The organism is Paenibacillus sp. NRS-1760 (genome assembly GCF_050467785.1).
Classification (GTDB): Bacteria; Bacillota; Bacilli; order Paenibacillales; family Paenibacillaceae; genus Pristimantibacillus.
Genome location: NZ_JBITPK010000014.1, coordinates 542,186 through 566,700 on the forward strand (window position 1 = coordinate 542,186; position 24,515 = coordinate 566,700).

31 protein-coding genes are annotated in these 24,515 nt (G+C 42.6%); 26 read left to right on the forward strand and 5 right to left on the reverse strand.

Features of this window, described 5'->3' with window-relative positions; translation table 11 throughout:
- Positions 1–123: 123 nt before the first annotated feature.
- The 9 genes from yicI (at position 124) to ACIFSR_RS21685 (ending at position 9,046) form a co-directional block, all read left to right on the forward strand.
- Positions 124–2,445 (forward strand): alpha-xylosidase, encoded by a 2,322-nt coding sequence (gene yicI, locus ACIFSR_RS21645; protein ID WP_430059857.1) that lies wholly within the window; start codon positions 124–126, stop codon positions 2,443–2,445.
- Positions 2,446–2,650: 205 nt separating this feature from the next.
- Entirely contained in the window at positions 2,651–3,421 is a 771-nt protein-coding gene (locus ACIFSR_RS21650; RefSeq protein WP_339204504.1) for a sugar phosphate isomerase/epimerase family protein, read from the forward strand.
- A 34-nt stretch (positions 3,422–3,455) separates the two neighbouring features.
- Positions 3,456–4,475, forward strand: coding sequence for a Gfo/Idh/MocA family protein (locus tag ACIFSR_RS21655; protein ID WP_076267483.1), 1,020 nt, complete (start codon positions 3,456–3,458; stop codon positions 4,473–4,475).
- A gap of 220 nt (positions 4,476–4,695) precedes the next feature.
- A complete protein-coding gene (locus ACIFSR_RS21660; RefSeq protein ID WP_076267484.1) occupies positions 4,696–5,016 on the forward strand; it encodes a PadR family transcriptional regulator in 321 nt (106 codons plus the stop codon).
- A complete protein-coding gene (locus tag ACIFSR_RS21665; protein ID WP_339204503.1) occupies positions 5,013–5,570 on the forward strand; it encodes an HAAS signaling domain-containing protein in 558 nt (185 codons plus the stop codon). Before ACIFSR_RS21660 ends, ACIFSR_RS21665 begins: the two co-directional genes overlap by 4 nt.
- The gene (locus tag ACIFSR_RS21670; protein ID WP_430059861.1) at positions 5,567–6,406 is read left to right on the forward strand and encodes a DUF4097 family beta strand repeat-containing protein; all 840 of its coding nucleotides are present in this window, start codon (positions 5,567–5,569) and stop codon (positions 6,404–6,406) included. Before ACIFSR_RS21665 ends, ACIFSR_RS21670 begins: the two co-directional genes overlap by 4 nt.
- A gap of 136 nt (positions 6,407–6,542) precedes the next feature.
- Positions 6,543–7,229 carry a peptidoglycan recognition protein family protein gene (locus tag ACIFSR_RS21675; protein ID WP_430059863.1) on the forward strand — a complete coding sequence of 229 codons (687 nt, stop codon included), beginning with the start codon at positions 6,543–6,545 and terminating at the stop codon, positions 7,227–7,229.
- Positions 7,230–7,459: 230 nt separating this feature from the next.
- Entirely contained in the window at positions 7,460–8,284 is an 825-nt protein-coding gene (locus ACIFSR_RS21680) for a CAP domain-containing protein (protein ID WP_430059865.1), read from the forward strand.
- Positions 8,285–8,407: 123 nt separating this feature from the next.
- Positions 8,408–9,046 (forward strand): 3D domain-containing protein, encoded by a 639-nt coding sequence (locus tag ACIFSR_RS21685; RefSeq protein WP_430059866.1) that lies wholly within the window; start codon positions 8,408–8,410, stop codon positions 9,044–9,046.
- 61 nt (positions 9,047–9,107) lie between these two features.
- Here the strand turns inward: ACIFSR_RS21685 and ACIFSR_RS21690 are convergent, their stop codons facing one another.
- Positions 9,108–9,986, reverse strand: coding sequence for a polysaccharide deacetylase family protein (locus ACIFSR_RS21690; RefSeq protein WP_430059868.1), 879 nt, complete (start codon positions 9,984–9,986; stop codon positions 9,108–9,110).
- A gap of 88 nt (positions 9,987–10,074) precedes the next feature.
- Between ACIFSR_RS21690 and ACIFSR_RS21695 the strand changes: the two genes are divergently transcribed.
- Both ACIFSR_RS21695 and ACIFSR_RS21700 read left to right on the forward strand, forming a co-directional pair.
- Positions 10,075–10,959, forward strand: a complete 885-nt coding sequence (locus ACIFSR_RS21695; protein WP_339204497.1) for a fumarylacetoacetate hydrolase family protein — start codon at positions 10,075–10,077, stop codon at positions 10,957–10,959.
- A 92-nt stretch (positions 10,960–11,051) separates the two neighbouring features.
- The gene (locus ACIFSR_RS21700) at positions 11,052–11,861 is read left to right on the forward strand and encodes a (2Fe-2S)-binding protein (protein WP_430059870.1); all 810 of its coding nucleotides are present in this window, start codon (positions 11,052–11,054) and stop codon (positions 11,859–11,861) included.
- 83 nt (positions 11,862–11,944) lie between these two features.
- On the opposite strand, the gene ACIFSR_RS21705 is transcribed toward ACIFSR_RS21700, so the two are convergent.
- Both ACIFSR_RS21705 and ACIFSR_RS21710 read right to left on the reverse strand, forming a co-directional pair.
- Complete coding sequence (locus ACIFSR_RS21705; RefSeq protein WP_430060426.1) at positions 11,945–13,207, reverse strand: methyl-accepting chemotaxis protein; 1,263 nt, start codon at positions 13,205–13,207, stop codon at positions 11,945–11,947.
- A gap of 125 nt (positions 13,208–13,332) precedes the next feature.
- Complete coding sequence (locus tag ACIFSR_RS21710; protein WP_430059871.1) at positions 13,333–14,544, reverse strand: tyrosine-type recombinase/integrase; 1,212 nt, start codon at positions 14,542–14,544, stop codon at positions 13,333–13,335.
- 125 nt (positions 14,545–14,669) lie between these two features.
- Between ACIFSR_RS21710 and ACIFSR_RS21715 the strand changes: the two genes are divergently transcribed.
- Positions 14,670–15,002 (forward strand): LytTR family transcriptional regulator DNA-binding domain-containing protein, encoded by a 333-nt coding sequence (locus tag ACIFSR_RS21715; RefSeq protein WP_430059873.1) that lies wholly within the window; start codon positions 14,670–14,672, stop codon positions 15,000–15,002.
- A gap of 158 nt (positions 15,003–15,160) precedes the next feature.
- On the opposite strand, the gene ACIFSR_RS21720 is transcribed toward ACIFSR_RS21715, so the two are convergent.
- On the reverse strand, positions 15,161–15,391 hold the full coding sequence (locus ACIFSR_RS21720; protein ID WP_430059875.1) for a helix-turn-helix domain-containing protein: 231 nt from the start codon (positions 15,389–15,391) through the stop codon (positions 15,161–15,163).
- 220 nt (positions 15,392–15,611) lie between these two features.
- On the reverse strand, positions 15,612–16,343 hold the full coding sequence (locus tag ACIFSR_RS21725; RefSeq protein WP_430059877.1) for a helix-turn-helix domain-containing protein: 732 nt from the start codon (positions 16,341–16,343) through the stop codon (positions 15,612–15,614).
- 199 nt (positions 16,344–16,542) lie between these two features.
- On the opposite strand from ACIFSR_RS21725, the gene ACIFSR_RS21730 reads away from it, so the two are divergent.
- The 14 genes from ACIFSR_RS21730 (at position 16,543) to ACIFSR_RS21795 (ending at position 24,488) form a co-directional block, all read left to right on the forward strand.
- Positions 16,543–16,809 (forward strand): XRE family transcriptional regulator, encoded by a 267-nt coding sequence (locus ACIFSR_RS21730; RefSeq protein ID WP_430059879.1) that lies wholly within the window; start codon positions 16,543–16,545, stop codon positions 16,807–16,809.
- A 29-nt stretch (positions 16,810–16,838) separates the two neighbouring features.
- Positions 16,839–17,162, forward strand: coding sequence for a DNA-binding protein (locus ACIFSR_RS21735; RefSeq protein ID WP_430059881.1), 324 nt, complete (start codon positions 16,839–16,841; stop codon positions 17,160–17,162).
- 167 nt (positions 17,163–17,329) lie between these two features.
- On the forward strand, positions 17,330–17,581 hold the full coding sequence (locus tag ACIFSR_RS21740) for a helix-turn-helix domain-containing protein (protein ID WP_430059883.1): 252 nt from the start codon (positions 17,330–17,332) through the stop codon (positions 17,579–17,581).
- A 14-nt stretch (positions 17,582–17,595) separates the two neighbouring features.
- Positions 17,596–17,808 (forward strand): hypothetical protein, encoded by a 213-nt coding sequence (locus ACIFSR_RS21745; protein ID WP_430059885.1) that lies wholly within the window; start codon positions 17,596–17,598, stop codon positions 17,806–17,808.
- A 264-nt stretch (positions 17,809–18,072) separates the two neighbouring features.
- Entirely contained in the window at positions 18,073–18,270 is a 198-nt protein-coding gene (locus ACIFSR_RS21750; RefSeq protein WP_430059887.1) for a hypothetical protein, read from the forward strand.
- Complete coding sequence (locus ACIFSR_RS21755) at positions 18,267–18,416, forward strand: DUF6906 family protein (protein ID WP_430059889.1); 150 nt, start codon at positions 18,267–18,269, stop codon at positions 18,414–18,416. Before ACIFSR_RS21750 ends, ACIFSR_RS21755 begins: the two co-directional genes overlap by 4 nt.
- 33 nt (positions 18,417–18,449) lie before the next feature.
- Positions 18,450–19,433, forward strand: a complete 984-nt coding sequence (locus tag ACIFSR_RS21760) for a DUF4373 domain-containing protein (protein ID WP_430059890.1) — start codon at positions 18,450–18,452, stop codon at positions 19,431–19,433.
- Positions 19,390–19,782, forward strand: coding sequence for a hypothetical protein (locus tag ACIFSR_RS21765; protein WP_430059892.1), 393 nt, complete (start codon positions 19,390–19,392; stop codon positions 19,780–19,782). The genes ACIFSR_RS21760 and ACIFSR_RS21765 overlap by 44 nt, the downstream gene beginning before the upstream one ends.
- Positions 19,712–21,277: a replicative DNA helicase gene (gene dnaB / locus ACIFSR_RS21770; RefSeq protein WP_430059893.1), complete on the forward strand. Its 1,566-nt coding sequence runs from the start codon at positions 19,712–19,714 to the stop codon at positions 21,275–21,277. The genes ACIFSR_RS21765 and dnaB overlap by 71 nt, the downstream gene beginning before the upstream one ends.
- Positions 21,278–21,394: 117 nt before the next feature.
- The gene (locus ACIFSR_RS21775; protein WP_430059894.1) at positions 21,395–21,634 is read left to right on the forward strand and encodes a hypothetical protein; all 240 of its coding nucleotides are present in this window, start codon (positions 21,395–21,397) and stop codon (positions 21,632–21,634) included.
- 112 nt (positions 21,635–21,746) lie between these two features.
- Positions 21,747–22,586 (forward strand): ParM/StbA family protein, encoded by an 840-nt coding sequence (locus ACIFSR_RS21780; protein ID WP_430059896.1) that lies wholly within the window; start codon positions 21,747–21,749, stop codon positions 22,584–22,586.
- Complete coding sequence (locus ACIFSR_RS21785) at positions 22,570–22,836, forward strand: hypothetical protein (RefSeq protein ID WP_430059898.1); 267 nt, start codon at positions 22,570–22,572, stop codon at positions 22,834–22,836. Before ACIFSR_RS21780 ends, ACIFSR_RS21785 begins: the two co-directional genes overlap by 17 nt.
- Positions 22,837–22,882: 46 nt before the next feature.
- On the forward strand, positions 22,883–23,377 hold the full coding sequence (locus ACIFSR_RS21790) for a hypothetical protein (RefSeq protein ID WP_430059899.1): 495 nt from the start codon (positions 22,883–22,885) through the stop codon (positions 23,375–23,377).
- A 25-nt stretch (positions 23,378–23,402) separates the two neighbouring features.
- A complete protein-coding gene (locus tag ACIFSR_RS21795; protein ID WP_430059901.1) occupies positions 23,403–24,488 on the forward strand; it encodes a phosphoadenosine phosphosulfate reductase family protein in 1,086 nt (361 codons plus the stop codon).
- Positions 24,489–24,515 lie beyond the last annotated feature (27 nt).

A 24,515-nucleotide genomic window follows, 5' to 3' on the forward strand; every position in this document is an offset into this window, starting at 1 on the left:
GGCATATCGTCAAAATAGTGCTATAGATGAGCAGTATTCTGTTAGAATTATTAGATTAATTATCAGTATAATGCAAATATATAGGATTGCAAATAAAACTAAACAGGAAGGTTGGTTCAGTCGATGAAATTTACAGACGGCAACTGGCTCATTCGTGATGAATACAAAGTATTAGGGGCTGTACAAGTCCATGATTTCGAGCAAAAGGATGGCAAACTAACTGCTTATGCTTCGCCACAACCTATCCATAATCGCTCTAATATGCTGGATACGATGTTATTAACGGTCCATTTTCATTCTCCGCTGCCAGGCATTATTGGCGTTAAGCTTGTGCATCATGCAGGTGTTCGGGAGCGTGGCCCAGTGTTCGAGCTGTCCTCGCAAACTGGCGACCATGTTGTAATTGAAGAAAACGATGAGCGGGCTGTTCTAACAAGCGGCAGCCTTAGCGTTCATATCCGTAAAGGAGCCGTATGGGCGGTGGATTTCTATCGCGCGGGTGAGCGGATTACGGGAAGTACGCAAAAATCGATGGCCTACATTAAAGAAGACAACGGCAATACGTTTATGCGCGAAGAATTGGATGTTGGTGTTGGTGAGTGGGTATATGGCCTTGGCGAGCGCTTCACGCCTTTCGTAAGAAACGGACAAGTAGTAGATCTCTGGAACAAAGACGGGGGCACAAGCTCGGAGCAATCGTACAAAAATATTCCTTTCTACATGACCAATAAGGGATATGGTGTATTCGTCAATCATCCAGAGCTGGTATCATTCGAGATTGCTTCGGAAAAAGTGAAAAAGGTACAATTCAGTGTATCAGGAGAATCACTCGAATATTTCATTATCGATGGTCCGAGCATGAAGGATGTTCTTCATAAATATACAGATTTGACTGGCAAGCCAGCGCTGCCGCCGGCATGGACATTTGGATTATGGCTTACCACTTCATTTACGACTAACTATGATGAAGCAACAGTTAATTCATTCGTCGATGGAATGGCAGAACGTGATCTTCCATTGCATGTGTTCCACTTCGACTGTTTCTGGATGCGTGAGTTTCATTGGACGGATTTTAAATGGGATGAGCGGGTATTCCCAGACCCTGTCGGTATGCTGTCACGCCTTAAAGAAAAAGGGCTTAAAATTTGCGTGTGGATCAATCCTTACATTGCTCAGCGCTCGCGTTTGTTCGAGGAAGGCAAACAAAATGGCTATTTGGTGAAAAAGCCAAACGGCGATGTATGGCAATGGGATTTGTGGCAGCCAGGCATGGCGCTCGTTGATTTCACAAACCCAGCAGCATGCGAATGGTACGCAAGTTATCTGCGTGAGCTTGTCGATATGGGTGTGGACAGCTTTAAAACCGACTTCGGTGAGCGTATTCCGACCGATGTCGCTTATTTTGACGGCTCCGATCCGATGAAAATGCATAATTACTATACTCAGCTTTATAACAAAGTCGTATTTGAAGTGCTGGAAGAGAAGCTTGGCCGAAACGAAGCCGCTTTGTTTGCCCGTTCAGCTACGGCAGGCGGCCAGAAATTCCCCGTACATTGGGGCGGTGACTGTTATGCGGACTATGAGTCCATGGCGGAGAGCTTGCGCGGCGGCTTGTCGCTCGGGATGTCGGGCTTTGGTTTCTGGAGCCACGATATTGGCGGATTCGAGAATACTGCGCCAGAGCATGTATTCAAACGTTGGTTAGCCTTTGGACTGCTGTCCAGCCATAGCCGCTTGCACGGAAGCAAATCGTATAGAGTGCCTTGGGCATACGATACGGAAGCGGTAGATGTTACTCGCTTCTTCACGAAGCTGAAATGCCAGATCATGCCTTACTTATTTAATACAGCTGTTCAAGCAACTGAGCTGGGCTTGCCTTCGATGCGTGCCATGGTGCTTGAGTTCCCAGAAGATCCGACCAGCGAAATGCTGGACCGCCAATACATGCTGGGCGACTCTATCCTGGTAGCTCCTATTTTCAACGAGCAGGGCCATGTCACTTATTATTTGCCAGCTGGAAAATGGACTCATCTGTTATCTGGAGAAATTGTAGAAGGAGGCTCATGGCGTAAAGAGAAATATGACTTCTTTAGCCTTCCACTATTCGTTCGTCCTAATTCCATTATTGCGCTTGGAGCGAATGAGGTTAAACCAGATTATGATTATGCGGATGGCGTCCAGTTTGAGCTTCATAATCTGGAAGACGGAAAAACAGCTGCAACGGCTGTGCGCAATACCAAAGGCGATACAGAATTGACGATCTCGGCAACACGCCAAGGCGAGGCGATCACTGTTCAATTAGAGGGCAGCGGCAAAGCATTCTCGTTGGAACTGAAAGGGCTAGGTCCAATTCGTTCAGTCGAAGGGGTAAAAGCTGATGTGAAGGATACAGTTCTGCACATTGCAGCTGGCTCGAAGCAGCTGGCGTTTACTATTCATATCTAAACAATTAAGAGGCAGCTTCGTCACAGCCGTATGCAGGCTAGGCCGAAGCTGCCCCTTTTATAGTGCCATTGTACGAGCATTGACCAAAATCGCATAAGAAAAGACTAATAATACAACTGGTTTTCGCATAGGACTGTCGATATAATAAAGATCAGAAAACAAAATCAAATACATCAAATAATAAATATAAGGGAGTGCAGCTCACATGTCACGAATGAATATTGGTTTGCAATTGTACACGTTAAGAGACGCTACCGCACAAGATTTTGAAGGCACGCTTCGGAAGGTTGCAGCAATGGGCTATGAGGGCGTAGAATTTGCAGGATACGGTGATATCAAAGCTGAAGACATGCGCGATCTGCTTCAAGAATTGAATCTGAAAGCAATCGGCAGCCACGTTGGCTTGCATCTGCTTGAAGGCAATCTTGATGAGGAAATTGCTTATCTTCAAACCATTGGAGCTAAATATGCCATTTGTCCTTGGTTGCCGGTAGATGCTCGTGATACAGAAGCATGGCGCGGACATCTCGTGAAATTTGAAGAGTATGGTAAGCGTTTCCGTGAAGCTGGCATTTCTTTTGCTTACCACAACCATGAATTTGAATTTGAAGTTGAAATCGACGGCCAAATCGTATTTGACGCTTTGTATGAGCGGATTGATCCGCAATATCTACAAGTTGAAATGGATATCGGCTGGGTACAATACTCCGGTGTAGATCCGCTTGCTTACATTGCAAAATATGCAGGACGTTTGCCGCTTCTTCATTTGAAGGACTTCCGCGCTGGTGAGAAGGGCCAACAAATCGATACAGTAGAGCTTGGCCGTGGCGATTTGCCGCTTCTTCCTATTATTGATGCTGCCTCGAAAGCATCTGTAGAATGGATTATTGTTGAGCAGGACACTTGTGCGAATCCTCCGATTGAAGCTGTTGCAGAAAGCATGGAATGGTTGAAAACAAATTTTTTGAACAAATAATAATCTAATTAATCATAGATAGGGGAAAATATTCATGTCTAAAGTACGTGTAGCAGTTATAGGTTGCGGATCGATTTCGAAATACCGTCATATCCCGGAATATGCAGCTCATGAGAATGTTGAGCTTGTTGCATTCGTAGATCCAATTATCGAGCGCGCAGAACACTATGCAAATTTGCATGGCGGCAAAGCGTTTGCTGATTTCGAAACGATGCTTGCAGAAATCAAACCTGATGCAGTAAGCGTATGTACGCCAAATGCATTGCATGCTTCAATGTCAATTACTGCAGCTAATGCGGGCGCTCATGTTCTAGTTGAGAAACCAATGGCTGTAACAGATGAAGAAGCGGAAGCGATGATTGAAGCAGCTAAGAAAAATGGCGTTCACTTGATGGTTGGTCATAACCAACGCTTCATGCCGCCGCATGTTAAAGCGAAGCAAGTATTGCAATCCGGCATTCTAGGCAAAGTACTTACATTCCGCACATCGTTTGGTCACCCTGGTCCAGATGGCTGGAGCATCGATGGCGCAGAAAGCTGGTTCTTCCGTAAGCCAGAAGCTATTATGGGCGCAATGGGCGATCTTGGCGTTCATAAATCTGATCTTATTCGCTGGATGCTTGACGACGAAGTTTCAGAAGTAGCTGGATTTGTTGGCACACTTGATAAGGATACCGATGTTGATGATAACGCATCATGCTTGCTTCGTATGAAGAGCGGTGCAATCGGCACGCTTGTAGCAAGCTGGACTTACTATAAGGGTGAGGACAACAGCACTATTTTGTGGTGCGAGAACGGCGTTATGAAAATCGGTACGCATCCTGACGATCAAGTAATCGTGGAGCTGCGCAACGGCACAGTTGAGAAGCATAAAGTAGGCGCAATCTCGACTAACGATAAGCAAGAGACAAGCGGCGTAGTCAATGCTTTCTTGGAAAGCATTCTTACGAACACAACACCTGCTGTAAGCGGTGAAGATGGCCGTGCTTCTTTGAAAGTTATCTTGTGTGCATTTGAGTCACAAGCAACAGGCAAATTCATTAGCGTAAACTAATTCATGTACAGGAATGCCTTCAACCGACGTGCGCAAGCCGTAAGGTTGGAGGTATTCTTTTTTGCACACTATCTTGCATTGTAGAATAGCGTGTGGTAAATTATACAAAAGACGGAATTGCTGTACAATGCTATACTGTATTGATTAATAGTAAGTTATGCTTAGTATCTTTCCACATACAGTACCGAAGAATTAGAACTTCAATGATGGAGGACACGAAATGAACATTCAATTTAAAAAGGGCGTGCTTGAAATATGCGTTCTTGTGCTTGCGACAAGGGGAGATCGATACGGCTATGAGCTGGCTGTTAAAATTTCCGAGAAGTTTGAAGTAGCTGTCGGAAGCGTATATCCATTACTAAGCAGATTGACACAGGACGGCTATTTCTCAACCTACTTGAAGGAATCAACTGAAGGCCCGCCTAGGAAATATTATCAATTAACAGCAGAGGGCTGGAGTCATATGCGCAAATTAATTGCAGAATGGGAAAGTTTCACGCAATCCGTAAATGAAATTGTAGAGGAAGGTTTAAGACCATGACGACAAGAGATCGATATATGTTGGAGCTTGAGAGCATGCTCAAAGTCATTCCAGAGCCGCAGCGGAAGGAATGGCTGTACGATTATTATCTTCATTTTCAGCAAGCGGTAGAGAATGGTCAAACCGAGGAGCAAGCAGCAAGCGAGCTGGGAGATCCAAGGATGATTGCGAACGAGATGCTGCTAGGATACCGAGTTAATCAGGCAGAGACGAACAAGGGCTTCGGAAAGCTCTCAAAAGCTGTATTTGCAACAGCAAGCCTTGGTTTATTCAATATTATATTCGTTCTAGGCCCCTATCTGGCTCTGGCGTCGGTCATTGTTGCTTTATGGGCGGCAGCTTTGGGTATTGGCGTAGGCGGTATCGGAATCATGGCAGAGAGCTTGTGGAACGGTACATTCACTAAGCCGCAGGCATTGACGATAGGCTTGATTACAAGCTCAATTACGATATTACTCATCATCGGCTTAAAGGCACTTACAACTTCCTTCTATAAAATGACCTTAAAATATTTGAAATTCAATACAAGAATTGTAAAGGGGAATAACAAATGAAAAAATTAGCGGCATTCGCATTAATTTTGCTTGGCATAGGAGTACTATGCGCGTTTTTTGTATTCGATAAAGATGAGATTGTAACGAAATTTCAGGGCGAACCTTTTTTGCAGGAAAAAACGATTGATGCATCGTCCATTCGCTCAATCCATGCGGAGACGGATACGTTTAATATAACCTTCGTTCCCGGCACAGCAGATGATATTAAAGTGAGACTTGAAGGAGATGTAAGTGAAAAGCTTGCTGGAGACGTCATCCTAACGGCAGCTCCTAAAGGGGATACGCTTAATATTGAGGCAAATACGAAGGATCGTTTTACATTCGGTATTTCTATCGTTAACTTGAAGCTGACGATTGAGGTGCCTGCAAAGCTATGGAGCTCAGTTGATATTGAAACCGATACAGGAAACATTGTAGTGGATCAGATGGAAGCTGACAAAATGAAATTAAAATCAGATACCGGCAATATAAAATTAACGAATTACACGGCTCAGGAGCTTGAATTTAAAACAGATACTGGAAACATTAATATAGCGGACGGAAAAGGCACCCTAAAAGCAGAATCTGATACGGGAAATGTACGAGTTGAAACAGACGAATTGCGCAGCGATCTTACAATTAAGACGGATACCGGGAATATTATCGTAAATGCAAATAAACAGCCTGCTTCGGCTTTTATAAGTATCAAGAAGGATACCGGAAACAGCAAGGTGGATTGGGATGGTTTCTCAGTTAACAAGGAAACGGAAAATCACATTGAAGGTGTAATCGGCAGCGGTGATATCAAAATAAGCATGGAGTCGGAGACGGGCAACATCAAACTCGGCACTCGATAAGCAAAAATAGATTTATAAACAAGAAGCAAGTCGTGGAATTTATCCATGGCTTGCTTTTTTTATGTGTTTGCCGTCTCGATTCATTCATGTATCGCATAAAATATAGCAATTGTTTATCGAGGGGATGCGAAACGAAATGGTCGTAGAGCGCAAATATTTTCAAAGGTTTACTTTTGCGGAGTATGTTGAGTATTTGAAACCATTCGTATCAAAAGTGAAGTTTTCGCAGATTCATGTGCATGGAACATGGAAGCCGACTATTGTGGATTATCGCAGAGCTGCGGATAAAATGAAAATCATTCAAGGGATGTGGCGGTTTCATGCGATTACACAAAATTGGGGTGATATCGCCCAGCACGCAACGATCGACCCTGACGGCTATATATGGGAGGGTCGTTCTCTTCTGGAGGCGCCGGCCTCTGCTGTTGGCTACAATGACCCTGATCCAGACCGCATACATCCGTTTATGTTCGAGATGATCGGTAATTTTGATGTTGGAGCTGAGAAGCTGGAAGGTGCTCAGCTTGCTTCAGCCGTTAAGCTGACAAGTCAAATTGCTGCCATGTGGAAGCTGCCAGACAGTCAAATTTTGTTTCATCGCGAAATGAATCCAGCGAAAACATGTCCAGGAAGTTCAGTTAACAAAGCGGCTTTTTTAGAGCTTGTTCGCGACTGGAGGGATGTTGATATGAACGCAGCGGATGCTAACAAAATTATCTCTACTTGGCTCTCTCCAGCATGGTTTGCAGCAACCACAAAAGCGGAGAAAGATGAAATTCATCGGCTCGCAAATGAGCTTCGAAAATCTAGCGGACAGCTCTAAAAGCAGCAAAAAACGGTGATGAGCATATTCTCATAAAGCAGTAATGGTGCTGTTTTGCTAGCTATTTTCACATGATTACCAGTTTTTGTGTCATGAAACACCAAAAACCCCATGGTAAGATAAGTGGCGTCAGGAAGAACGATGCGCAAACAAAACGAATGCGCAGCTGAAAAAGCTTCAGTCGTCAGACGCTTTTTTACAAAAACTTATCTTATTAGGAGGATTCATTCATGAAGATGCAACCAATACGTGTAGGTGTCGCTGGCATAATCGCAGCAACGGTGATCGGCGCAGGTTTTACGGCTCCAACGGCAGGTGCAGCACCGGCTGTGAAAACTTTCTCCACGATTCAACAACCATGCCTCATTAGCCAAGATACGATCAAACAGATCGGTGATAAATATGGAATAGATATTAGCAAGCTTTTGAATGGCAGCTTCATTCAATGGCCTACAACAGGCGGTAACACTGGAACAGTAACTAATCCGGGAACAGGCACTGGAACAGTAACAAAACCGGGAACAGGTACTGGAACAGTAACAAAACCGGGAACAGGTACTGGAACAGTAACAAAACCGGGAACAGGTACTGGAACAGTAACAAAACCAGGAACAGGTACTGGAACAGTAACAAAACCAGGAACTGAAACAAAACCAGGCACAGGTACCGACACAGGAGCTTCCAATTTGAGTGCTTATCAATCACAAGTTGTCGACTTAGTGAATAAGGAACGTGCTAAAGTTGGCTTGTCCGCTTTGAAGAGTGATACGCTTCTTACGAAAGTAGCGTCAGAGAAAGCAAAAGATATGGACGTTAACAACTACTTCAGCCACACATCGCCGACATACGGATCTCCATTTGATATGATGCGTTCTTTCGGAGTGACTTATTCTTATGCTGGTGAGAACATTGCTTCTGGTCAAAAAACACCACAAGATGTTATGACTGCTTGGATGAACAGCCCAGGTCACAAAGCAAACATTCTTAGCGGCAACTTTACAAAAATCGGCGTTGGTTATGTAAACGGCGAATGGGTTCAAATGTTTATCGGCTAGTCTTTCCTTAGACCTTAGAAAACAGCAAGCAATACGTTAAGGGCGGACAACCGCCCTTAACAAGATTTATAATCACGTGATCGAAGTTGTGAAACTTCGGGAACGCCCAGGAGGATTTACCCCATGTTTAAAAAACGTACATTAGCAGCAGCAGTAGTAGGATTATCGGTTATGATGGCAGCAGGAACAGTAAGTGCAGCTTCGAAAACACATACAGCGAATGACAATGATACATTCTGGAAGCTATCCAAGCAGTACAGTGTACCTTTGGATACACTAATGGAAGCTAATCCTAAGATAGATCCGCTAAACCTTTATAAAGGTTTAAAGCTTACGATACCTTCCGCAGAAGCTTCTGTAGAGAAGAAACCGGCAACGATGAATTCAGCAGCTGACGACTCCGCAAAAACAGTTAAAGCCATGAATGGTAAAGAATACGCTTACTCGAAAGCACTTCTCGTACAAGCTACGGCTTATACAGCAGCAGCATCTGAGAATGGCAAGTGGGGAGCAGTCGACTACTTTGGAGACAAGCTCCAGGTTGGTACGATTGCCGTAGATCCGAAAATGATACCTCTTGGCACAAAGCTTTATGTGACAGGGTATTCCTATAATGGTTTGCCGCAAGGCGGTATGATTGCAACAGCAACAGATATTGGCGGTTCGATTAAAGGCAATCGCGTTGATATTTTTGTACCAGGCTCAACAAGCCAAGCCATGTCTTTTGGTATCCAAAACGTGAAAGTATTCGTTCTTGAATAAAAATTTAGATGGAAAAGGCAATCCACTCTTCAGGAGGGATTGCCTTTTTTGTACAGAAAACTTAACGGGCTTTGGATTGTCCGACGAGCTCAGGCAATGTAACGAGCTCATACCCTTTGCTTTCCAGCAATTGGATGAGCTTCGGGAGTGCAGCAACCGTGCCGGATAAGTTTTGGCCGACTCCTCCGCCTGCGTGCTGTAAAATAATCGATCCAGGTTGAAGTGTTCTTTTTATATTTTGCAGCACCAATGCGCTGCTAGGATTGTTTTTCCAATCTATGGAATCCACATCCCAGTTGACGATAGCAAAACCAGCCTGCTTGCTCCATCTTACTTGCTGAGGCAGCAGTTCTCCGTATGGCGGTCGTATAAAATGAGGAGAATATCCGACTATATTTTTTATTATGGTGTCCGTTCGCCAAATTTGCTTCTGATACTTCGTTAAAGTAAGCTTTGAAAAAATAGCATGGTCATAAGAGTGATTACCAATGACATGCCCTTCGTTATGTATCCGCTTTACTAATGCAGGGTATTTGGCAGCACGATTTCCTACAATAAAAAAAGTAGCGCAAACATCATGCTCCGCTAATATATCCAAAATAGCTGGTGTATATCTTGGATCGGGCACATCATCAAACGTTAGCGCAACTCTTTTCTTATTACGAGGCCCATTAAGGAGAAAGGTATTGGGAAATTGCCTATGAAGCCTATCCCAAGACACGACAGCCGTTTTTCGTTTTTTTGATTCTTTTGCAGGTTTGAACTGAGCTATTTGCTGCTTATCGGCAGCTGAAGCATAGGAATCGGTTGATAGGTTAAGCAGCATACAACCGATTAAAGCAATGCCAGCCACAGTCTTCCCCATTTTATGTGGTGTTTTCCACATTTGCATCAGTCCCCATGATTGATTGTAAACAAGCCGTGCCGCTATTTTACCCATGCTGCATACTTTCATGCGCTTTACTTTAAAAAAAGAGAGGCTTAAACTAAACATAGTTCACCAATTCATGGCAGGGAGGTTATCTTTTATGAAATTATTGCAGTTTAAGCAATCCGATCAACTAAGACTCGGCGTGCAGGTTGACTTAGGAATTATTGATATTAAAATGGCCTCTCAAGCTCTGGATATTCCAGCTCCTCTTTCTATAGAAGAAGTTATAAGAGGCGGTAAAACAGCATTAGCGGAACTTCAAGCGGTTATTGAGGCTGTCGTTGCAACTAACAACCACATGTATGTGCTTGAGGACACAAATTTCGCTTACGCACCGGTCGTTTCGAACCCGCAAAAAATAATTTGCGTCGGTTTAAATTACCGCAAGCATGCAGAGGAGACGAAAGCTGAAATTCCGACCACCCCTATTTTGTTTAATAAATTTGCCAATGCCCTGAGTGCACATGGTGATAAGGTGGAGCTGCCGCTTACGAGCAATGAAGTGGATTATGAAGCTGAGCTTGCGATCATTATAGGAAAAACGGCAAAAAACATCGAAGAAGCGGATGCGCTTGATTATGTTTTTGGCTATAGCTGCGCTAACGATTTGTCAGCGAGGAACCTGCAGCGCCGTACATCGCAGTGGATGCTTGGCAAAAGCTGCGACGGATTTGCACCAATTGGTCCTTATATCGTAACGGCAGATGAAGTAAATGATCCGGATAAGCTCACTATTTCTTGCCGCGTAAACGGTGTTCAAAAGCAGCATTCGAATACGGAAGATATGATTTTTTCTTGCCGATCTATAATTAGTTACATTTCTAAGCATATGACACTCGTACCTGGCGATATCATATTAACAGGCACTCCGGAAGGGGTAGTAATCGGATACCCGAGAGATCAAAGGGTCTATTTAAAATCAGGTGATGTGGTAACCGTGGAAATCGAGCAGCTTGGTGAGTTAACTGTCACGATGAGATAATGAAATGCAATTGATAATCATTTTCGTCCGTTGTATAATAAATCGTATCGTTTATTATTGTACATTCATGTTATGGAAGGACGAGAACATCAATGAATGAAGCGTTGTTTGCGATGTTGGAGGACAGCTATGATTTAACGGTAAATAAACGAGAAAATCTTCTGTTTACCTGCCCTGCAATAGATCTGTTGGATGAGAATAAATTGAAGCAATTATTAGCTTTCTATACACCGCTAGTTAAAGGCATGGACCCTTCCGTAGGGGAAGTGTACATGGCAGGTTGGTTTCGCGGGCCTATGCTGGGCTTGCTTTATACGTTGTCTGTTTTGAAACAAGCGCCGGATTTATCACTTAACAATTTAACGGTTCAAATATACAAGGCTGAATATAACAATCATGAATATATTGCTGTCAGCTTTTACTTACATAACTCTGAATTTGTAGCGGCTCCACTACCTTTGGAAGAACAAGAAATGTGGATTAAGGATAAAATCAGCTCTTTGTTTGAGCATACGATACGTCCTGTGTTTGACTTGATTGCGAAGGTAGGAACGTTGAAAGTAGGCATGCTCTGGAGCCAGCTTCCTACCTCGCTTGAATATGGGTATGACAGAATGCTGAGTGCCGAAGCAGATGAACAGGTAAAGCAAAGCATTGTGACTCATTTCAAAATGGTCAAATCGCTTGATGGCGAGGTTTTCGGCAGAAGCAAAAATCCGCTTGATGTGAAATTCCGTATGACAGAGTCGTTGGGAGACAAAGATAAGCAAGTTCGGCTGAAAGCAGCTTGCTGCTTGTATTATTTAGTTGATGGCGGCTATTATTGTTATACTTGCCCAAGGGTTAAAGAAAGTGTTCGTGTAGAACAGCGTGAAGAATATCGCTGCAAGCAGCAGGCGTAAATTAAGAAAGACCATAATCATCCATTTTGAATGGAAGGATTATGGTCTTTTTTTTGTTGCGCGATAAGCAATCAAAAAATTGATTATTTCATTTTGAAAACATTAATAGTTCTGAGCAGCTGAGCCGCCATTGTACGCATGCGTTCGGTTTCTTCTACCACCGCTTGTACAGATGCAATCTGCTCATTCATCGAAGCGGAAACTTGCTCCGTGCCAGCAGCCGATTGCTGCGTAATCGCGGATATATTTTGGATGGCTCCGGAAATTTTGCGGGCACTCTCAAGCATAGCGTCGCTTTCTTGGGAGAAAACATAAATTTTATCCGTAATAAATTGAACACTTTGAACAATTTCTGAGAATACGACTTCGGATTCCTTAATATGCTCGGTTTGCAGCTTAACGACCTCTTCGTTTGTTTTCATATTGCTGATCGTTTGCTTGATACCCTCGTCAATACTTTTCACGAGGTTGAATACTTGTTTAGTTGAAGCGCTGGATTCCTCAGCAAGCTTGCGGACTTCCTGTGCAACTACGGCAAAACCTCGTCCGTGCTCGCCTGCTCTTGCAGCCTCGATAGAGGCATTCAATGAAAGCAGGTTCGTTTGCTCAGCCAAATCGGAAATAGTCGTCGTAATTGCACTAATGCCTCTTGCTTTGCGGGCTAGATCTTCAATTGTAGCTGATACCTTCTCGGTTGCCTCAACGTTGCGGCGCATGCCGTCGGCTTGAATATCAAGAGCCTTCATCCCTTTGTCTACGAGCTGAAGCGTTTGCTCAGAGCGTGTGTTCATTTCCTTTGTTGAGGTAGCGTAATCGGAAACTTTCTCTTCGATCTCAGTAATGGATTCGCTCATCTCCGAAACGTCCTCGGAAATTTCGTTTGCGCCAGTAGCAAGCTCGTTTGCAGAAGCAGCAACCTGCTGCATCGCGATTTGAATATTATTATTTTTGTCAAAAATGCTGTGGCTTGTATCGGACACATGACGGATAATGTTCGTTGTTTCCGTAAGAATGTCGCGAAGTTTATCAATCATACTGTTAAACGAATGTCCAAGCTCGCCTAAAGCTGATGAAGACGTTGTGTCGATTTTTTGAGTGAAATCACCTTTGGAAATACGAAGTGCAGTTCCTTTAATTTCATCAAATGAATTATTAATGGATCTCTCGATGAATGAAACGAGTGGAAGCGTAGCGATTGCCATAATGATTGTGAAAATAATTCCAGCGATAAGCGAGCCGCCTGATACTGATAATATGACAAGCATAATGAGGGCAAACACTGCTAAATTTAGGTAAGAAGTAATTAGCAGCTTATTGCGCACGGAAAGCGAATAGTACCATTGGATCATTATGTAAGCGCTCCTTTTAATAGAATATCCATATTATATTATACTTACAATTAAAAATCCCTTTAATACCAAGGAAATCAAGCGTTTTGATTTTCTTGTTGTGACTTTAAGTCACGAAAAAGTCACGTATTCTGCGACAAGCCCAATTGAATTAATTCCGAGAAGTGATCATTTACGCTCTCAACTGTCTTTTGTTGCATTTTTTGAGTCACATGCGTGTAAATTCGAATGGTTGTTTTTGGATCATCATGTCCCACTCTTTTCATTATAATGGGTAACGGTACGCCGGCTTCTGTCAACATGCTGATGTGTGTGTGGCGAAATGAATGAGGAGTTACTTCCTTTGTTATACCCGCTATACTTAGGAGCCGTTTCATTCTCCTTAAGATAAACGATTGATTCAAAGGGTAACCGTTTTCATTGCAAAAGATGAAATTCCCGTCATGCAAATACTCATCTAGTTTTATCATCAGCTCCTTGGACTTGTTTTGCGCGACTCGATGTTCGTCGAGTATTGTCACAATCGCGAAATCAATGTCGAAGTTACGAACTGATCCCTCTGTCTTTGGCGGGGTCAATTTGTAATCGCGCATGTTGTTTTTTTCAGTATACAATGTTTTTGTGACTCTTACTCTATTTTTTTCTAAATCTACCCATCCAAGGGCGCATAACTCACCAGGTCGTAAGCCTGAGAAAGCTAGCAAAAAAAAGATACTCTTGTCGAATTTCAGACCATGAGTCATAACAGCATTTAAAAAATCTTTCAATTCTTGAGTTTCCAAATATTCGTCATCAAGAGAAGAGTTCTCAATTTCTTCTACGGTTAGTCTCTTCATCGGAACGACAGCACCCTTTTGAGGGTTTTCTTTGATCCAGTTATTAGTTACAGCATGTTCAAAAATCATCTTGGCTGCAGAGTTATAAAGTATCAAAGACGATCTTTCGTAATCCTCATCAAATAACTTATTTAAAACTTTTTGATACATTGAGCGGGTAATAGTGATTATTTTTACTTTTCTAAAATATTTAAATAAGACATCCATACTATTACGCCTGATTTTTAAAGTTGATTCTTTAACCCCTGTTTTCGAGTATAGATCGTACCAGTCATTCGCAGTATCCTCGAAAGTTAAATTTTTTGGTGGCTTCATAGATCCTTGGCCTAGCATTTCATTGATGACAATATCAACTTTTGCTTCTGCCTCTTTTTTAGTATCGCCTCTCCGTCTGATCTGTTGCCTTATTCCGGTAATAGGATCTGGAGGAGCATCCTTAACACAGATCCATTTGTAACCTTGCTTGTTTCTGGCAGGGATTTTTGTGAAAGATGCCATTGTGATTCCCCCTTTGTTTATTAGCAGTTCCGTTCGACTGATTCTTATTCCAGATTTTGTTCGATGACTTACATAATGTTGCCAACTTAAAATGAAGCTAACATTAAATAGAATAGGGGATGATCATGCTAGGAGTTAAAATAGAAAATAGAAAGGGAGACAATAGTGATTTCGTGTCGTTTACTCGCGATGACATAAACTATATTAAAAGGTTTCGCCCTCATAAAAACGCCGAATCGTTTCCCGTTTATCACACAAGTAAAGGAATACTAGCCCCAATCCTCACTTTAAAAGATATTTCCATCGCATTCATACAGCACGGTTTTAACTACGCAGATAAATCCACGATAGTAAATTGGGATAGAGTAAAGCATGAAACAAAAAAAACTTCTGGGACAATCATAACTTTTATTGATGGGACAACTGTTGAAGTTTCCAGTAGAAGTGTTATGGGATAATTGTCACAGAAATTTAATGCATTTCGACCCCCCTATGTTGCAAAGGCGCAATCGACATTTTACGACACAAACCGCCGTCTTCCTCATTTATAATACAACTATAGACATGACATCTAAGAACTTAGAAGTAATGTACGGGTCGGGAGAGAATTTCTCTCCTACTCGCTATCGTCAATTGTAATCTCTATCCATTCATAGAGATCATCCATATGGACACCCAAAGCCATGGCTACAGTCTTCATCGTATTGGCGCTCATCTTCTTTTCACCGCGCACGTAATCCGACATGTTACTTTGACTGATTCCAGTTCGACCACAGAGCCATTTTTGGGTTTTCCTTTGTTCGTGTATCAATTGACGAAGCAAGCAACGACCCGGTACATACCGCATCGTGTTGCTCCCTTTATAATTATAGTAATACAAGTATTGTATAAGAACAAGCGTTCGTATACAATGGGTAAATAAGAACGGATGTTCGTGCGAAAAGAACAACAGGGCGGGTGCTTATGTGAACAATGAAGATACAAAGAAAATTTTACTCATTGCAAATTCTCTTGCTGAAGATGATTTACACCAAGGCATCATTTTTGATAAATTGTCTCAAATTAATCTAGTCTTTCTTAGCGAACAGGATTTTTGCAGCTCCCTTGAGCATGTTTTGAACAGCAGGATCGTTTAAATCAAGACCTAATTCATCTTCTAATTCTTTAAAAAATTGTATTTTTCTTTCGAAGGCATCTTTTATCACTATTTCTTCATCTGTTGATTGAGCTTCTTGTAACATTATATTTTTAGTTTTTGTCGGCAAGTAATCAGAAAAATTAATTTCAATACCATCTTGGCTTATTGTATCTTGAAGAGGGAAAAATGCATCCCTAAGACCAGATAATAAAGTGATTGCATGTTCGGGATGTTCTGGTAAATTGCCTAAGTCTAGTTCGTATTTGTAATCTCTCGCAAATTTATAATTTGCTAATTCTATGTCATGTAATATCTTAGGATCTACGCTTTTATCGCTTCGATGGTTCTCAACGTACTTAACCAAAAATTCAATTAATACGAATATTACTTTTTTCTTTTGAGCCTCAAGAAGAGTGTTTTTAATCTCTTCTGGGGCTTTATCTATATACCCAGCCAATATCAGATCCTCAGCATCTCCTCCAGTCACTTCAGCTAAAGCTCGAGTTATTTCTTCTCCAGCAGGAGGGTGAATGCCATTCTGTAGTTTACTTATATAAGCCTTATTAGTTGATAGTCCTTTACTGCGCATTTTTTCCTCGATTTCACGTAAACTCAAGCCGGAATCATCAATATATTTCTTTAATAAATCTTTATAATTCAATTGGATTTCACCTCTTAATTCTATTGTATCCCTCGTTGTCATTTATAGTCAACGGGTTTGGTATCCAATACTATAGTTAATAAAATACAACTCGTTGCTAAGTATTGACAACGATTATTTGTTGTGGTAAATTTATGACAACGTAGTAATTAAAAGATAACGTTATTTATTTATGACTACAAGAGAGGGAGGTGCTTATTTGAAATATTCCGAACTGGTTAGACAAGCAATATTGAAATCGGGTTACTCCTTATCTCAAGTTGCAAAAAGCCTTAAGGAGTCTGGTATAAGTGCTGATAAAGGTTACTTAAGTAAATTGCAAAATGATTCAAAGCCGCCAGCTAGCGATAAGTTTAATGATGCATTAGCAATTGTTTTGAATATTGACCAAGTTGAACTCAAAGCTGCAGCGTATCGTGAAAAAATACCGGCTGATGTTTTGGATCACCTCATAAAGACTGCTTAAAGAAAAAAGATTAGAAAGGCGGTAACTACATGAATCAACAATTATTATCTGTGAATTTGGATTTCTCGCAACTCCAGCAAATCATTAAAACTACAATTGCTGAAGAAATGGCTAAGCACTCATTCGTTAATAATCTTCCTTATATGATCAATCGCTCCAAGCTTAAAGAAATATTGGGAATTGGTGAGACAAAGGCTACAGAAATAATGAATCGCGCTGATTTTCCGGTTTGTCGTGAGTTCGGGAATCCCCTCATTCCGAGAGACTTGTTTGTTCGCTGGGTTGAGCAGCATACAGAATGGATTGATAAGAACGCTTCAGATTCGATTTTCAGGAGAAATGATGTTGCTTAAAAAATGCCCGACATCAAAACGCTGATGTCGGGCGAGGTAGGGGAACGTTGGCAAAGCAATACATCAACTTAGAGTCATATGTAATCGAACGGTATAGCTGTATTGTAAAACATTAGCGTTCGCCCGCGCCATGCGAGTTATGGATGATGGGGGGAGGTGAATTAGAAATGACTGCGGCGGATTTATTGAAAATTTGCAGAGAAAAAGCCGGAATAAGCCAAGACAAGCTAGCGGCGCAAATGCACAGAAGTCAATCAGATGTAAGTAGGTATGAGAGAGGTAAACAAACAATTGACATTACTACATTTCGTGACTGGACGAAAATTACGAACCATGTAGAGGTTGGAATAGCTTTTCTATACGGTGTCGATCCAGCAACAATCTTACAAACAATTTTACAAGTATCGGGAGCTGCTTAATAGGAGGAGATTAATTGATTAATAGTTGGTGGTGGCAAGCGATAGGAGCTTTGTCGTTTATCGGAGTAATGATTACATCGTTTTTTAGTATGTATGATTTGAAAATTGTAAAAGAGACAAAAGAAAAACTGCCCAACGCCAATTGGACAGTAAGTAATGCTTGTAAAACTATTAGTTATTTAAATTATAGCACCATTCGACAAAATCGGCAACGGAGGATTTCATAATGCAAAAACAATTTAAGAAGTTTTCATTTTACCGATGTGCCAGTGACAAATGCGATGGAGAATATGCAATTAACCCAGATGTTACAGATGAGCCACGATGTCCTTATTGTTGCGGTCAGTACTTTACACATCTCTCAGATAAAGAAGTTGCGTTATAGAAGTGTTTGCAAGGCGATAGAGGCGATTGCCTTTATCGTCGGGTGTCCTGAGCGTCAGCTGGGGGCTTCCGACGATGCGAGGTAAGTATCAGGGAGGGGATTGTACATGCTTGTGCTTAAGGACGACAAAGTTAGACTGACATGCGGCACTAGAGGTACCGTAGGCGATATGTGGGGCCGCGCACGTCATTTCATGTTGTTTAAGCCGGACGATGGCAAGAAGCCCTTCCCTATGGACGCATCAAACGTTGCAGAGATCTTGCAGCGTGGTCCACTCAAATGGGGAGGGAGGATAAAGGAATGAAGAACGGCAAGCGTCCTACGCGCCGACAGAAACAGGCTATGGAAAGCGTCAAGCTTAATCCGAGTGATTGGTTAGTGTATAAAGTGGAACCGCATCAGATTCATGTTGTCAACGACTCTCAGGAAACTCAAATCATTCCAGTCTAATTTCATATTTTTAACGCATAGCGAGGTGGCAGTATGGCGCGTCCTGTGAAAGAAGGCTTGGATTATTTCCCGCTGGATGTAGACATTCATGAGGATGATAAGCTAGTGGTCGTTATCGGTAAATTCGGCATGGAGGGGTTTGGCGTAGTCATTCGTCTTCTTTCGGAAATTTACAAGAACGGCTATTACTATTCGTGGACAGAACGTGAGCAAATTGTATTCAGTAATCGAGTTAATGTGAACATTAACTCTATAAATGACTTAGTTATTGAATGTATTAAATGGGGTTTCTTCGATCATAAATGCTTTGATGATTACCACATACTTACTTCTAGAGGAATTCAGAATCGGTATATTGGAGCTTCGAAACGCAGGAAAAGCATTACCTTCATCGAGGCATTCACCTTAATTGACCTCCAAGAGGCTGCTAACAAGGTCAGTTACCCTATCAATTTGGTTGATTCATACAACAACCGCATTAATGTATACATTAACGAAGTTAAAGGGAGCAACATGCTTGCAGAAAATACACAAATAGAGAAGGAGAGGGAGAAGGAGAAGGAGAGTAAGAAAAAGATAGTAAAGATTTCTTCTCGGCAATCAAAATCGTATGCCGAGGACCATCCCTATTTTCAGATGGCAATCTATTTTCACGAACAATTGCAAAGTTATGTTAGCAGCATCGGAAAAGCACATCTGATTCAAAATTCAAACTTCCAAAAATGGGCGGATGAATTTCGGAAGATCATTGAGTTGGACAAGCGGCCTAAGCAAGAGGTTGGAGATGTGATTCGCTGGGTGGTTGCCGATCCTTTCTGGCAGGAGAATATTTTAAGCCCAGCAAGCCTTCGCAAAAAATACCCTGAGTTGTGCTTGAAGATGACAGGCGGTAAGGGAAAGAAATCTTCTGGAATAAATAAAACAGCAGAACGGAATAACCGAGACGCAGAAAAAATAAGGGAGGCTAGAGAGCGTGAAAGAGTCGGAAATACGGACGTTGTTCTTTCGAATGGCTAACCTTTTTAACTTCTCTTATGACGATTATACGGTCGAAGAGTGGCTGCGTGTGCTGGAGCATATACCGTTTGAACAAGCAGAAGTGAACCTTGATGCTTATGCCTTGAATCCCGATAACGAGTACGCGCCGCGTCCTGGCATTTTAGCAGCGAAGTCGATTCTACAGGCGAAAGGGCCTGCTGTACTCGATGCCGCAGAGACAATGATCATGCTGGAGAATCGGGATAAAGAAACGTTTGTACCGATGCCTAAGACGGTAAAGGAGGCCATGAAGCGAATTGCACTTTCCACCACCAACGATAGAGACGGAACCAGAACAATCGCCATTACCGCAGAATCTGGAAGCTGAACAAGGGGTTCTGGGAGCAATGCTGATTAGCCAACAGGCAGCAGATACTGCTTTGAGTGACCTTAGCGGGGGAGAATTTTACAACAAAGTGCACAGGCGGCTATTCCGCTGCATGAAGGAGATCGCTGATACCGGAACACCTATAGACTTTGTAACTGTTACTGAGAGGTTGCGAGTAAAGGGATGGCTGAGTGATGGAGAGCCGGTCAGCTATATGGCTAATATGGCGCGTTCAACGCCGTCAGCTTCCAGCGTAGAACATTATATCAAAATAGTAAAAGGAGTATATGCCCAAAGGGAAATTATAGCGGGTTTTGCCTCTGGAATCGAGAGAGCACGTCAGCTCGACGATCCGTCCGAAATTATTGCTTCCACACAGGCGCAAATGGAAGCATTGACTAATCAGACCATTACGAAGAAGCCATATATGCACATTAAAGACCTTGTACTAGAAGTGTGCGAGGACATGGAGGCTAAGAGCGAAAACCCGAACGGGGAGATTACAGGCGTTCCCTCCGGTTTCACCGATCTTGACCGTATGACTGCAGGATTCCAGAACAGCGATTTAATAATTGTAGCTGCTCGTCCATCCGTAGGTAAGACTGCACTTGCCTTGAATATCGGGCGCAATGCCGCACAATCGACAAAGAAGTATGTAGCTATATTCAGCCTTGAGATGTCGAACAAACAGCTTGTGGGGCGGATGATTTGCGCGGAAGGGAATATCGATTCTTTACGCTTTCGGACTGGTAAGTTAACTGATGAAGATTGGGAAATGTTTGCTGTTGCAAGTGGGAAACTAGCCGAAATGCCGATTCTCATTGACGATACGCCAGCAATTTCGGTAACCGAAATTCGCGCCAAGTGCCGCAAAATCAAGCGTGATCATGGATTGGGTATGATCCTGATTGATTACTTGCAGCTTATAACCGGAATCGGGAACAACCGTCAAGAGGAAGTATCATATATCTCACGGATTTTAAAACAAATCGCTCGTGAGCTTGACGTTCCAGTTATCGCCCTGTCGCAGCTAAGTCGTGGTGTTGAGCAACGCCAGGACAAACGTCCGATGATGTCCGACCTGCGGGAATCTGGATCAATTGAGCAAGATGCGGATATTGTCGCCTTTTTGTACCGCGATGATTATTACGACAAGGAGTCGGAGAAGAAGAACATCATCGAGATTATCATTGCCAAGCAGCGCAATGGCCCTGTGGGTACAGTCGAGCTTGCCTTCTTAAAGCAATTCAACAAATTCGTAAACTTGGATCGTACACATCATGAATCGAAGGAGCAAAGCGGAGCTAAGAAACAAACCAATGTGAAGCCGGATTCATGGTGGAAGGTGCTTGAAGTGTCGAAGAATGCAACATCGGCAGAAATCGAAAAGGCGTTCCGCGTTTTAACCAAAAAGTATCATCCTGATACAGGCGGCAGCAATGAGTTAATGTCCCGTTTGAACAGGGCGATGGAAGAGGCAAGGGAGGCTGTATGATAACTGTCGAAACGGCTTCTAAGGAGGAGCTAAAAAGCATCGTTTATGAAAACGATCATGCTGGCTTATTATTTAAAGCTGCTGCATTAACAGAGTTGATGCGTAGGGGTGAAGATCATGCTGAAACTGAGTTGGAAGGGTTGTTCAGAACTGGCTCATAGTATCCTGCAAAGCCGTCCAGGGGAATGGAGCCATAGGATTGAAGGTCAAAAGGTAAGGTTTGAGAAGCGCGTCAAGGTCCCGAACGGTCAAGTGAGGATATTTTACCGTAGTAAGGAAGCTGCTGGTTCATACAGCGAAGAAGCTTGGCAGAGGGAAGCACAGCCGCTGAATTTTCAACAACTTACATTGTTCTGATACAACATCTTGAATAAAGCGACTTTAATAACCCTTTATTAAAAAACGAGATGAATTAACAACGCTATCTATAAAATTATTAACCAGTTAATAAAAAAAGGGGAATGGACAAATGATCTTAGGAATTGATGCGGGAAATCATCGAGTCAAGGTAGTTAATAAAAATGGTGCATTTGATTTTGCATCTGACATTGGTGAGTGGAGGCAGCGTAATCTAATCACTACTTATGGTCCTGATGATATGGAGTTCGAATACAACGATCGTAAGGGATTTGCGGGGTTGTTAGCTCGTTACGAAAGCGAGTTTTCTGGCAGCATTAAGGGGGACACAAAAGCAAACGAGGATGCAAAACTTCGAGTTCTGCTTGCCGTCCATCAATACTCGTCAGATACAGACAATGCGATAGTAGTAGGTCAGCCCATCAGCAAACATACGGATGACGAAAAACTAGCTATTAAAAACATGCTTATCGGGGTTCACACCATGACAGTGAACGGTGTCACTAAGACATTTAGAATAAATCGCGTAGAAGTAGGAGCCGAATGTGCTTCAACTGGAATGCTCGAACCGCCACTAGGATATTTTCATATTGTTGATTTAGGCGGCGGTACTCTTAACTGGGCTACTTGCTACTACGATGGAGAATCTGTCAGAAAGATAGATAGAGATTCGGATACTGAGTTGTTTGGTATGGATACGGTCAAACAAGCAGATATAACAGCAATGTCTAGGCTGCTTATTTCTAAAACTCAATCGAAATGGTCAAAAGAAAATCCTGTACGGGTAATTGGTGGTGTGGCTGAGAAGCTTTCAGAAGCCCTACAAAGCCATTATGTAAAGGCTGCCCCTTATCAACCATTAATCAATGGCAATCGGGTTTCGCCAACTTTTGGTAGTGCAGCTGCCTTTTATGCCATCGCCAAGGGGGTATACGGTGAGCAAAGAGGATAACACGGTTAGAAAAACAATCGGATTTAACATAGACGATCCTGACGAAAGTGCGGATTTAAAGCATGCAATGAAGCGGAAAAACTTTAGTCGTTATGTAAAGCAGCTCATTCATTTGGATCGAGTTCAGGGGAGGGAGGGCTTAATATCCGCACGGGTATCGATCACAGAAGCTCCTAGCGTACAAACTTCCCACAACGAAGAAAAAAGCCAAAAAGAAGTTATTAATAAAAGCTTTGGTAGTTTCTTGTAGGAAGGCAATAAAGAAACCAAGCTAACTTAAGGAGCGTGTTTAGAAAATGATTAAAGAAAAGAACGTGCAATTTATAAGCCTTGAACATTCTGCAAATTTTTTAAAACTGAAAGAAAAATTTTCTCAAATTGAGAAGGCAAGCGATTACCGTTCGGCAGGATACATCATAGCAGTACCAGGCGTGTTTGAACACTTAGGAGATCTGAATCAACTAGAATGGCTATTTTCATGGTGCTACGACTATGAAACAGTGAAAGTGGGAGAACATGACGATTGGGATTATTCAAAGGATGGTACCTACTACCGTCGTGACTTTAAAGAGGTAGACGAACAAGGGAACTTGATCACTGGAGGAGAATGCTTCGCTGGATTGTCTGGTGGGGCAAGGCGTCTCGTTCAAGCTGCTATGAATTTATATAACGGCGCAAAGGGGTTTGATTTAGAGGACGGGATATGTTCATGGGATGATCGGTTGTTTGGGATATTCCTTAATGCTTGCCTGTTAAGAAAAGGTGGAAAAATCGACTATACAACATATTGAATATTGAGATGTATGGGAGGACGATATGGAGAAAATAGCAGACGTAATGAGTGTATCTGGCGGTAAAGACAGCGCGGCGATGTGGATATACGCTGTGAAGGAATTGGGGATAAAAGTCATCCCAGTATTCGCTGACACTGGAAACGAACACCCTTCAACATATGAATATCTAGACTACCTCGAAAGAGAGCTTGGTCCGATCCGCCGAGTAGTCCCCGACTTTACAAAGCAGATCGCCAAGAAACGTGAGTATGTAATAAATCATTGGCCTACAAAACTACAGAAGGATATACCTGGCCGCTGGGTGAGCGTGGAACCAGAGTTTGAAGGATCGAGTGAAGAAGATTTAACGCTCCCGCCGTCGATTCCGCCAATTGATATTTATAAAACCTATAAAGGTGTCAGCGGCTGGATATGGGAACCAACAGTAAAAGGTAAATCTTCTGAGGAAGCAGAAGCCATAGTGTCTAGGGCGCTTGAACATTTACATCCAACTGGGATTCCATTTCTCGATCTCTGTATTTGGAAAGGTCGTTTCCCTTCAACAAAAGCAAGGTTCTGCACGGAATGGCTGAAAATACTACCAATTGCAGAGGAAGTTTATTTCCCGCTTTTGGAGGATGGATACCACATTGTAAGTTGGCAAGGTGTCCGAGCTTCCGAAAGTTTAGCCCGCGCCAAACTGCCTGAACGAGAGCAAACGCCAGAAGGTTACGAAGTTTACCGACCATTGCTGCGCTGGAGCGCTAAAGATGTGTTCGATATGCACAAGAAACACGGCATCGAACCAAATCCTCTATATTCGCAGGGGATGTCCCGCGTTGGCTGCATGCCTTGTATAAATGTCAACAAAGGTGAACTGTTCGAAATAGCTAGGCGATTTCCAGCGGAAATTGAAAGAATATCAGAATGGGAACGAATTGTCGCAGGAGCTTCAAAAAGAGGTGCAGCTTCATTCCTCCCGGCTCTCTTGGATGATGATAAAAATGATATATGGGATTGGGTGGAATGGTCAAAGACAAGCTACGGCGGTCACACATACGATCTGTTGAAGATGATAGAGCTTGATGATTTCCCGTCTTGCTCCAGCGTTTATGGGCTTTGCGAATGAACATTCGCTGAATACGGAAGAACATGA